Source organism: Armatimonadota bacterium (assembly GCA_013359125.1).
In the GTDB taxonomy this organism is placed as follows: Bacteria; Armatimonadota; Fimbriimonadia; order Fimbriimonadales; family GBS-DC; genus JABWCR01.
On sequence record JABWCR010000015.1, the window covers coordinates 58,685 to 69,232 of the forward strand.

Annotated in this window: 13 protein-coding genes; 1 reads left to right on the forward strand and 12 read right to left on the reverse strand. The window is 57.3% G+C overall.

Features of this window, described 5'->3' with window-relative positions:
- Nucleotides 1-22: 22 nt before the first annotated feature.
- The 9 genes from HUU60_08320 to HUU60_08360 form a co-directional block, all read right to left on the reverse strand.
- Nucleotides 23-1,273, reverse strand: coding sequence for a 2-oxo acid dehydrogenase subunit E2 (locus tag HUU60_08320; GenBank protein ID NUL82708.1), 1,251 nt, complete (start codon nt 1,271-1,273; stop codon nt 23-25).
- Between the two features lie 30 nt (nt 1,274-1,303).
- Entirely contained in the window at nt 1,304-2,290 is a 987-nt protein-coding gene (locus HUU60_08325; GenBank protein NUL82709.1) for an alpha-ketoacid dehydrogenase subunit beta, read from the reverse strand.
- Nucleotides 2,278-3,339: a thiamine pyrophosphate-dependent dehydrogenase E1 component subunit alpha gene (locus HUU60_08330; protein ID NUL82710.1), complete on the reverse strand. Its 1,062-nt coding sequence runs from the start codon at nt 3,337-3,339 to the stop codon at nt 2,278-2,280. The genes HUU60_08325 and HUU60_08330 overlap by 13 nt, the downstream gene beginning before the upstream one ends.
- A 78-nt stretch (nt 3,340-3,417) precedes the next feature.
- Nucleotides 3,418-4,056 carry a hypothetical protein gene (locus HUU60_08335; protein ID NUL82711.1) on the reverse strand — a complete coding sequence of 213 codons (639 nt, stop codon included), beginning with the start codon at nt 4,054-4,056 and terminating at the stop codon, nt 3,418-3,420.
- A gap of 3 nt (nt 4,057-4,059) precedes the next feature.
- On the reverse strand, nt 4,060-4,896 hold the full coding sequence (locus HUU60_08340) for a hypothetical protein (protein NUL82712.1): 837 nt from the start codon (nt 4,894-4,896) through the stop codon (nt 4,060-4,062).
- Nucleotides 4,897-4,899: 3 nt separating this feature from the next.
- The gene (locus HUU60_08345; GenBank protein ID NUL82713.1) at nt 4,900-5,754 is read right to left on the reverse strand and encodes a hypothetical protein; all 855 of its coding nucleotides are present in this window, start codon (nt 5,752-5,754) and stop codon (nt 4,900-4,902) included.
- 6 nt (nt 5,755-5,760) lie between these two features.
- Nucleotides 5,761-6,582, reverse strand: a complete 822-nt coding sequence (locus HUU60_08350; GenBank protein ID NUL82714.1) for a hypothetical protein — start codon at nt 6,580-6,582, stop codon at nt 5,761-5,763.
- Nucleotides 6,557-6,883, reverse strand: coding sequence for a hypothetical protein (locus HUU60_08355; protein NUL82715.1), 327 nt, complete (start codon nt 6,881-6,883; stop codon nt 6,557-6,559). The genes HUU60_08350 and HUU60_08355 overlap by 26 nt, the downstream gene beginning before the upstream one ends.
- On the reverse strand, nt 6,880-7,338 hold the full coding sequence (locus HUU60_08360) for a hypothetical protein (GenBank protein NUL82716.1): 459 nt from the start codon (nt 7,336-7,338) through the stop codon (nt 6,880-6,882). Before HUU60_08360 ends, HUU60_08355 begins: the two co-directional genes overlap by 4 nt.
- Nucleotides 7,339-7,407: 69 nt before the next feature.
- Between HUU60_08360 and HUU60_08365 the strand changes: the two genes are divergently transcribed.
- A complete protein-coding gene (locus tag HUU60_08365; GenBank protein ID NUL82717.1) occupies nt 7,408-7,860 on the forward strand; it encodes a hypothetical protein in 453 nt (150 codons plus the stop codon).
- Here HUU60_08365 and HUU60_08370 read toward each other — a convergent pair.
- The 3 genes from HUU60_08370 to HUU60_08380 form a co-directional block, all read right to left on the reverse strand.
- The gene (locus HUU60_08370; GenBank protein ID NUL82718.1) at nt 7,841-8,329 is read right to left on the reverse strand and encodes an SRPBCC family protein; all 489 of its coding nucleotides are present in this window, start codon (nt 8,327-8,329) and stop codon (nt 7,841-7,843) included. The genes HUU60_08365 and HUU60_08370 overlap by 20 nt on opposite strands.
- A 245-nt stretch (nt 8,330-8,574) precedes the next feature.
- The gene (locus tag HUU60_08375; GenBank protein ID NUL82719.1) at nt 8,575-9,993 is read right to left on the reverse strand and encodes a hypothetical protein; all 1,419 of its coding nucleotides are present in this window, start codon (nt 9,991-9,993) and stop codon (nt 8,575-8,577) included.
- Nucleotides 9,994-10,057: 64 nt separating this feature from the next.
- Entirely contained in the window at nt 10,058-10,255 is a 198-nt protein-coding gene (locus HUU60_08380) for a hypothetical protein (protein ID NUL82720.1), read from the reverse strand.
- Nucleotides 10,256-10,548 lie beyond the last annotated feature (293 nt).

Sequence of the window (10,548 nt, forward strand, 5' to 3'; positions counted from 1 at the left end):
ACGGGGTTTGGATAGAAGACTCCTATTTGAAAAAGTCGAATTCTTCGATAAGGGATTTTACCCGTTTTAGGAACTGTCCCGCATACATGCCGTCGATCAAGCGGTGATCGTAGCTCATGCAGAGGTTCATCATCGACCGGATTGCAATCATATCGTCGATAGCCACCGGCTGCTTGACGATCGCATATGTGCCCATAACCGCCGATTGCGGCGCGTTGATAATGGGAGTCCCGATCAATGCGCCATAAGTGCCTGTGTTCGTAACGGTAAACGTGCCGCCCATCAGGTCGTTGGTCGTAATCCGGCTCTCCCGCGCCTTCTTCGCCAACTCTTCCAAATCTTTCGCCAAATCGATCAAACTCTTCTTGTGAGCGTCTCGAATGACCGGCACGACCAAGCCGCCCTCGCCTTTGGCGCCCAAGGCCACAGCAACGCCTAAGTTCACGTACTTATGGACAATGATCTTGTCGCCCTCGATAGAAGCGTTCATCATGGGATACTCGACCAGCGCCTCGGTAACCGCCTTAAGGAAGAAGGGCGAATAGGTGAGCCGAACGCCGAACTGAGCTTGAAAACTCTCTTTGTTGCGGTCGCGGAACTCGACCAGCTTCGTTACGTCCGCCTGCATCACCGTCGTAACGTGCACAAGCGTCTGGTAGCTATGGGTCAGTTTGTCCGCAATGACCTTTCGCAAGCCCGTAAAGGGGATGATCTCGTCGCCCTCGCCCACAACGACCGGACGAGGCGCCTCAAAACTGGGCGCCTTTCGACCCTCCAGATAGGCCACTAAATCGCGCTTGGAGACTCGACCGCCGCTCCCTGTTCCCGATAGGCCGCTCAATTCAGCCTCGGACAACCCATGGTCCTTTGCCATTCGCGACACCAACGGCGAGTAGCGTCGCGAGCCCTTGTTCGCCGCAGGCGCAGCGACAACCGGCGCGGCGGCGGGCGTTGGAGCCGGGGCCGGAGCCGAGTCGGCATAGAATCCCTCGCTCTCTTGAATGGGGGGCGGACCGCTCTTCTTGGCGACGACGCCGTCCTCGGAGATCACCGCTAACTCTTGTCCTACTAATACGGTCTCGCCTTCCTTGGCCAAAATCTGCTGCATAATGCCGGTGGCGGGCGCCGGAAGCTCGGTGTTCACTTTGTCGGTCATGATCTCGACGATCGGCTCGTCTTCGGCGACCGATTCGCCGACGTTCTTAAGCCATCGCACAATGGTGCCCTCGACTATGCTTTCCCCCAGTTCAGGCATGACGACCGACGTTGGCATCAAACTCTCCTCATCCCGAATCTTACCCAATCAATAACGGTGAAGCGTCCTCGCAGCCTCGATAATCTCCTCGACGCTCGGTAGCACGTACTTCTCTAACGGCTCGGCAAACGGGACGAACGAATCGCGCGCCGCCACCCGCATGACCGGTCCGTCCAAGAGGTCGAATCCAGCCTCGGCGATCTGTGCGGCGATTTCGGCGCCCACGCCGCCCGTCTTAGGCGATTCGTACACGATCAGCGCCTTGTTCGTCTTGGCCAGCGAGCCAAGCACCGTCTCCATGTCCAACGGTTTGACCGTGCGCAGATCGATCACCTCGCAAGAGATGCCTTCGCCAGCAAGAACTTCAGCGGCCTCTAAAGAAAAGTGCACCATCGCGCCGTATGCAACGATCGTGATGTGATCGCCGGGGCGGCGGATGGCCGCCTCGCCCAATCGGACGATGAAATCTTGATCCGGGCCAGGAATCTGGCCCTTGATTCGCCGATAGAGCCACTTGTGTTCGTAGAATAACACTGGATTGTTGTCCCTAATCGACGCCTTCATCAATCCATAAGCATCCTCGGCAAATGCAGGCTGAACGACCTTAAGACCCGGCACGTGGAAGAACCAAGACTCGAACTGCTGGCTGTGATAAAGGCTGCCGCCCACATAGCCGCCCGAAGGACCGCGGATGACGATCGGCATCGAAACCGTACCGCCCGAACGATAACGAAAAGTCGCCGCGACATTGACCACTTGATCGAAGCCGCACGAGATAAAGTCCATAAACTGCATCTCGGCGACAGGTCGCTTCCCCATGGCCGCCGCGCCGACCGCCGTGCCCACGATCAGCGCCTCTGAAATCGGCGTGTCGATCACTCGATCGGATCCAAACTCGTTTAAGAATCCGTCGGTTACCAGAAACGCGCCGCCCAGACGACCGATGTCCTCGCCCAAAACAAAGACGCTCGAATCGCGCTGCATCTCCTCCCAGATCGCTTGCCGAATGCCTTGTAGAAAGGTCATTTCGACCATTTGGTCACCCCCGCGCTCTCGTCGTAGATGTCCTCCATCGCGGTGTGCGCTTCCGGCTCTGGGGCATTGATGGCATATTCAGCCGCGTCCAACACCTGTTTCTGAACGTCTGGCGGCGGACTGGGCAGCTCAGAGGCCTTGAAAATCTTGTTCTTGATCAAATACTCGCGATATCGCGGTATCGGGTCTTCCTTCTGCCACCGTTCGATTTCTTCCACAGGCCGATATCCCATAGCCCGAGTGTCGTCATGGTCGGCATGGCCGCGAACTCTATAAGTCATGCACTCGACGATGCTCGGGCCATCCCCTGCCCTCGCTCTCGCCAGCGCAAGGCTGGTATGCTCGTACACCTCCAGCACGTCGTTGCCATCGATCGACCAACCTGGAATGCCGTAGCCCGACGCGCGCGCGGCCGTGTTCTCCGTCGCATAGCCCAGGTGCGTCGGCGTCGAGTAAGCGTACTGATTGTTCTCCACAATCAGCACAAGCGGAAGCTTATGCACGGCCGCGAAGTTCATCCCCTCGTGAAACACGCCCTGAGCCGTGGCGCCCTCGCCCGTATAGGCGACCACGCAACTGTCCGTCTTGCCGTCCAGCCTCAACGCCCACGCCACGCCGCACGCCACGGGAATCGTGCTGCCCAACATCGAGGTGGAATGGATGACGCCTGCGCTCAAATCGCCCATATGGCTCCAGCTGTCCTTGCCCCGAGTGGGCGCTTCCGCTTTGCCCCATACCTGGCACATAATGCTCTCTAACGACATGCCCTTGAAATGAAAGATGGGCATATCGCGATGGATGGGCGAAATATAATCATGAGGCTTGAGAGGCAACGAAGTGCCCGCATTGATGGCCTCTTGGCCGATAGACGCATACAAATTGCCGCGCTTTAGTCGCGCCTTCTTCTTAAAATCTAAGAGCGTCTCGTCGAACAGCCGCGAAAGCCACATGCGGCGATAAAGCTCGTAATGGTCGGCCTTGGTCAAATGGTCTCGATAGCGTTGTTCGGCGGTCTGGCTGTTCGTGCGGTTCTTCGTTCTGGTTGCCAATGGAGCGGACGCCTCCTTCGGGTGCGAATTCGTATTCGCTAAGCTGACGGCGAACCAGAGTATACCACGCCACAACCCCTACTTGCCGATGCCCAGCCAATCGTGCATCAGGAACCAAATGCGCCCGATCAGCAGCGCGATTCGAGCCATTACCGTATTCCCAAAGATGGCGCCCAACGCGATCATCAGCATCCATCGTCCAAAGATGGCTGTCCGCTTGACTCCGCCCTTCTGTTCAAACGAAAACAGGAAGTAGGTCATTACCGACAGAAGGATGACTAGAAAGATGATGTTGTTAATGACCCCCGAAGCTAACAGGTCGGGGTTGGCATCGCTCGTCCATAGCGGTTTGAAACTGGAGCGCACTTGCGGCAGGTAGACCGACGAGAACTCCTGAAAGTAGAGCCCCGCGTACGCCCCGATCAATGTGCCGATAACGATGCGGCTGATCCAAGAGTACTTTTCGGTATAGATCGTAAAGAGCCACATGGCGTAAGGCAGAGCAAAGGCCCACCACCACTTGCCATCGTGAAAGACGTTGGTCCACCAGATTCGATGCATGATGTCGGCCACCATGACGCCAATGCCATAGCCCGCGGCAACGCCGATGAAAAGGTGCTCGACAAAGCGATAGATCGGGTTCTCTCGATAAAGAATCGTGTATGCGCCCAAGGTCAGCAGCGCAGCGATCCACAAACCGACAATCTCTAAGTTCATCGCCTATCCTCCCGCCTGCCGTCGCGCCATGGCCATCGCCACATTGCCGATGATGATAAAGATGATGATCAAAACGTGAGAGAATGAGATCGCATTGGCGAACTTTGCGCCCAGTCCGCCTTCGATTCCCATCAGTTCCTCGTACTCCTGAGCGCCCTTCGCTCCTGTGATCATCCCTACGATCTGCTTGGAGTCGAGATAGGTGTAGGCGTCGGCAGCCATGACCGAGGTCGGGCAGTAGCCCATCGTTAGACTCTGAGGCTTGAAAGCCAGCCAGGCTAGCTTGAGCGTGGCCGAGGCTGTAATGTCCAGGCCGAACTTGAAGTCATTCAAATTCCGAACCCCTTGCATCAAGGGCAGTTCGACCACAGGCGTGCCGTTCACATCGGTCTTCACCGTCGCAGCGATGTCGTTCGAAAGGCCGCGAACCGCAATTGCGGCGCCCGGCAAGAATCCAAAGTGCACCCAATCCTCGCCGTATCGATAGCCCTCCTCTGCCGCAATCTCCTTGGCCATCTTGAGCGATATGTCCCTCGCTTGGGCCTCGAACGAGATGATCGCAAATCGGAGACGCTTGCGCATCAGATGTCGGATAACAGCTTGGAATTGCGGGCCGTTCTCTGCAATGGTCGAAGGCCCCCAAGGGGACGAGACCATCACCAAATCGCCTTCCTGCAGGTTGTTTTCAATGTGGTCGTATAGCGCCTGCGCCGGAGGCGTGATCTGCGCCGGCATTTGGACGTTCATCAACAAGAAGAACACGATGTTGGCGAACAACAACAAGTAAAGCCATCGACGGTCTATAGCCAGCAATCGGTCCCAAACTGAACGCTTTTCCATGGGTTACCTCTCTACTCCGATACCGCGCTCCAAACTGAGCCAAAGCCTTAAGGCCATCGCAAGCCCTCCGATTCCGACCCCAAACTCGATCGCGCGCTGCGCCGGCCCGTTCAGCGCCTTCAATATCCAGTCCGATACGCGATCGCCTCGCAACGAATACAAGATCGCATCCATAGAAAAAGGTTTCTTGGATGCTTCTTCAGATAGTTCCGTCGGTAGCCCAAAGGCGTTTGAAATCACTCCAGCCAGAGGAATGACTCCCAACATCACAATCATCGCCGTCGCCATCAGGATAGACGCTTCGATCGAACGAATTCGAAACGCTCGATAAGCGGCTGAAAAGATGTAGAATGCGATCAGCGAAAACATGACGGCCTCAAGGCTGATGAACACGCGCTGAAACGCTAAGGTATAGGCCGTCTCGACAAATTGGTTGGCAGCCACGGCCTTCTTCTCTGCGAGTTTGCTCCAAATGCTGAGCGTAGCCATGATCACCAGCGACAACAGAAGCACGGTACTGTATCCCCAATTGGTGCGCTTCTGAACGACCGCGCGACCGTGAACCCTAAACAGACCTACAATGCCTAAGACGAGCGCCACGCCCGTTATGATCTGCATAAAGTTCTGCATCTGGGTCGTGTACTTTGTCAGGAAGTTGGCCTTCTCTCCGTCCGCGCTGGTCGACAAGGGCCAAAAGAACTCCACTGCAAAGAAGGCGCCCGCAATAAAAGTTATCGTCATGACGAGATAGCGACGCCCCTGACGAGGAAGAACCTGCAAAGCGAACACCAAACCGGCCATCAACAAGAATGCGCCAACGGTAATCGCAGCAAGAACCAATTTGTTCTGGATTTCCATAGTCGCCTATTGACCTCCGCCGCCGCCGAATACCGCATCCCAGCCGCCGGGCTGGAAGAAGAACTTGAGCTTCTCTGCGCCCTCGCCATAAATCGATGCCAGGATCGCGCCCAGAATGATCAGAAGGCCGAACATGATCTTCGTCGCGTCCTGACCGACCAGACTGCCCAACAGCACCGGCTCCCGCCCCAGATAGGCCGACGCCGCATAAAATTCGTCGCCAATGATCGTATAATCGCACGCCGCGACGAAGAAAGGCACTTGAGTGAAACTGGTCGTACCGGCAATCTGAATGGCGCCCACCATGTTGCCCGTCTCCGCAAAGATCAGGCTCTCCGCATAGAATTCGCCAAAGAGGAAGTTTGCCGCCACTTTCTCGCGCTGGATCAGGCCTGCGACGCCCGAAGCGAACGCAAACTGACGGTCGGACAGAAACCGGATGTTGTCCGAGTCGAACAGATCGGGCCGCCCTGCTTCTTGATAAGCGTCATAAATGGCCTCTTGAGCGACCGTATAAACGGTGGCGTCGGCTGTCAGGAACCGCATCGGAGTCGCAAATCGCGCCGATTCCTTGGTGATGTACTTAAAAATCGTCAGCGCCTGCACCGCAATGACGCCAAACGCCGTCAAACCGGGAATCTCCAAAATCGGCCGCCCCATCTCCGTCGCGCGACCGATCGCCTCATCGATCGCGTTCAAACCCGGTATGCGCCGAACATAAAGCTGACGGCCCGACTTGGCCCGCAAGATGTTGCCCAGCACCAGCACGGCAATGACGCCGATGATGATGGCCACAAACCAGTTATCGTGAGCGTGCTGTATCGACATGCGTCCTTCCTCCGCGGCGCTCCTCTTCTAACTCCTCGATGCGCTGTAGGAGCCGCTCCACATTGCCCCGCGAGTTGAAAAACTGCGAATAACGGTCTACTCGATCAAATCCTAAGAACGGAACCACAAACGGCGAAAACGCGATCGCCGCATGGGACGCCAGCGGCGCCACAGGCTTGTTCATCTCTAAAAACATGATCGCCGGAGCCGACAGCCCGCGCTTGACCACGTTCTGCGCAATGCCCTCCACCATCTCCTCTGTCTGCTCGTCGGTCAGAGGATCGTCCCAAAACAGCTTCATAGCGCCTCCGACAAAGCGAGCGACGGATCGCCAATCTCCACCTGCCCCAATCGCTCGCGAATCTCCGATTCGCAATCCCCATAATATAGGAAGACCCCGCGAAAAGCATCAAGCCTCGACGGATTGGCCAGCGGGCTCAGCATTGCGCCCGCCCTGCCCCAATCGATGCGCTTGACCTTGTCAAACCGTATCTCCCGCATCGACAAACCAGCCCTCGCGCGCACGGATTCGTCGCTGATCTTGAACCTCATCGGAAACAGAAAGTCGGCAGAGGCGGACAGCAGCATCCAGAAGGCCGCGATCGCCATTAGCGGGCTATTGAAGAACAGAAAACCGCAAAGCGGACCGACGAAAAGGGCGAGGCAGACCACAGCCAGTTTGAGCCGTTCGCCCTTGGCCAGCCAGACGCTCCATTCCAGCGCATCCTGGCGCGCAATCCCTTCCGTAGCGGTCATTCTCGCAATCAGTTCGACAAGCCAAACCGCATTCCTGCTTCGCTCTCTTTAGGTATAATCGAACCCGACATGGCAAAAACCTCAGAAGGCGATTCCGTTCGAGTCAAGAGCCGAGAACCTAGCGCAGACGAGATGAAGTCCGGCGCATTCCTTCCCTACTATGGCGGATTGGATGGCACGATCGTTCGATTGTTCAAAGACGACACCGCCGCTGTGAGCATCGACCCCGCATCGATGACCGCCGACATGAGAGAGCGGCACGAAGCGCAGACCAAACAGATGCACGAAAAGTGGCTCAACAGCCTTTCGGATGAAGCGCGCAATCGACTATCGCCCGAAGAAAAAAAATTCAGCCTCAACTACGTGCTTCTTTTCTCGACCAGCGACCTGGAACCCGCCAAAGGCAAAGCCGCCGCCAAAACAACCGACAAACCGACTAAAGACCCCAAGCGCAAAACAAGCAAAGAAATCGAATCGGAAGAACAAGCCTACTTGGAGCAGTTCAAGAAGAAGCCAAAGTAGAATCAAAAGACGGCTGACGGCTTAACCGCTCCTGAACGGTTGCGCTGCGATAGGCGAACATCCGATCCAGATCCTTCCCAATGATCGGACCGGTCAACGGCGCCAGCACGCCGCCGATGGGCCGAAAACGAATCGTGTCCACAATCAGCGTCCGGTCGTCCTCTAAAGGCACAAACTCGTGCCGATGCTCCCAAAACGGAAAAGGCGAACGGTCGGCAATGTCCACAAAGCGATACGGCGCTTCTACCTCCGAGATTCGAGCGTGCCAACGAATGCTCACCCCCATTCGTGTAACCAGCATACGGATCAACGCCCCCGTCTTAATCTTCGGCGGATCGTCCTCAAACTCAATGCTGATTGAAGGCGGCGTAAGCAATGGAAGCGAGGAGACATCGCTAAAAAACTCCCAAACCTCTTCGATAGGCGCGTTCACCTCGCACTCGTATCGCCGTTCCCAAATCGCGAACATGGGCATGAGTTTACCTATCTTACTAACCTCTGCGACGGCGCCGCAAGTTTCCGCACGACTCTCATATCGGCTGAGGCCGCCAAGATGCTCAGATAGCTACAAGGATTCGCGCTCACCCGGAACGCCAGGCTTCTGCCTGGCGACTCTCAAGGCTGCTTGAATAGGCAAACAGCGACCTATTCAAGGTTCGATTCGTACTCAAAGTTGTGCTACATTCTTGGGAAAAGCCGCTTACGCCCCCCCTCTCACTCGCACCCTAGGCCGAAGTTGTGGAGGACTTCTTCTAAGTCTAAATCGTCCACGATGCCGTCGCCGTTCAGGTCGGCGGATGGATTCGCCGTGCCGAACGCCTCCAGCACCATCGCCAAATCCTTGTCGTCGATGCAGCCGTCGCCGCTGACGTCCCCCTCCGACCGAACGGCGAGAATCTTGTACTTGACCAGGGGCGGGAGGGCCGTCGCCCCGGTCATCAGGTAAAGTCGATCCTTTTGAATCCGAGTCCAGCGGGGCTCGGTCGCGAAGGGAAGGTCGAGGTACATGTACCAGACCGGCCGGAAGTTGCGATCCAACTTTGCGATCAAGGGGCGATGGTTTAGATATTGTCCGTCCTGCCCATCCTGGCCCACGCCGACCATGTAAAGAGCGCCTCGCTCGTCGTAGGCGAATAGGCCGTACCGCTCATAGCGTCGAACGCCGGGAAGCGGAACAGCCATGCTCATCAACACGGATCCGGAGATCGTATCGAACTCAAGCAGATATTGCCGGCCGAAGGCGTCGAACCAATCGCCCAAAAGGCGGCCTTTAGGGTCGGTCCACAAACGAGCGAGGTTGCCGTTCGGCGGAAACCAATGGGTCCAGTCGATGCCCGTCCGAGCGTCGACGCCGTAAAGGATGTTTTGCCATTGCCCGAGCGGATGGTGCACGCGCGCGCCCAAGGCGACTTTGCCGTTGCCATAAATCGCCAACTTCGACCCGTCGGTCCACAATTCCTGGTAGCCAAAGTCGAACGAGACCGCCGAGAGCAAAGCGCCGCTAGCGTCCAAACAGATCAGGCGCGGAAAGACGACGGCGCTCGCGTACACGGGATTGCGAGCGATAAGGTCGCTGGCAACGAATCCGCTACCTGCGTCAGATGGCGATTCGGGCGCGCGATAGATGTGCGACCAGATAGGGATCAACTGGTGGTTGAAGAGCGTCGTCTTGACGGCAGTTTGCGAGCCGCCGAACAGCACAATCTTGTCGCCGTGCATCCCGGCGATGCTGCCGGTTCCCAATCCGCCCGGCTCGTTGTAATGGGCCACAACGTCGCCCTGCCGAGTAAACACGAACGCCGCGGAACGCCAGATTCCTGGCGCACGATAAAGACCTCCAAACGCAATAGTCCCATTGCTCAAGAGCGCGCTGCTGTTGAGGGCCTCGGTGCTGCCCAGGTTGATCTCCCTGTACCACTCCTGATGGCCCTGCGAATCGAAGCGGACGACCAGTAGCGCGCGTCCGCTGCCCAAAGTAACGTTCCCCTCTTCGTCGACGACGCCGGTCGTCCAACTTATGTGACGTATCTGCCTGATGTCGGGCACCGACCGCCACAGCTCCACCAATTGCCCTGGACTCGTCTGGATCAAAGCAAGACACGCGATTGCCGCTAGCCATCTTAATCGTTTCATACCTTTCACCGTTCCTTTACCTTTGCCGGGGGGACGTTAGGGCGCCCCCCGGCTCGTTGTCTTTTCAGTCGCCTCGGCGGCCCATCGATCTCAGCAAGATCTCCATGTCGAGCGGGTCTACAAGACCGTCCTTGTTCAGATCGCTCCGAAGGAAGCGCCCTTGCTCCCGATCCGACCGCAGCCCCGCGTCTTGAACCATCAGCGCCAGAGCGGACGGGGGCTGGGCGGCAAAAGCGAAGATCAAAGCAAGGGTCGAGAGCATCTTGATAAAGGTCTATAGGGTCGATGTGAATCCGGCCTTTTTGTTTAAGGCGCTACCTGGTCGATCCCCGGCGCTCAGCCCAAAGCCGGGGGGGGTGGATATACTGCGAACAGCGACTGCTCAGAAACGCGCTCTTCGACATCTGCATCCTCCTGTCCACTGGAACGCCAGGCTTCTGCCCGGCCCGGTCTTTCGCCTCGCCGTCAAAGTACCGCCGGCGTCCCGCCGGCCCCCTGGAACCTTCCGCCCGGCCCGGTCTTTCGCCTCGCGGGGACGCTCGGCCTCCCGGATCT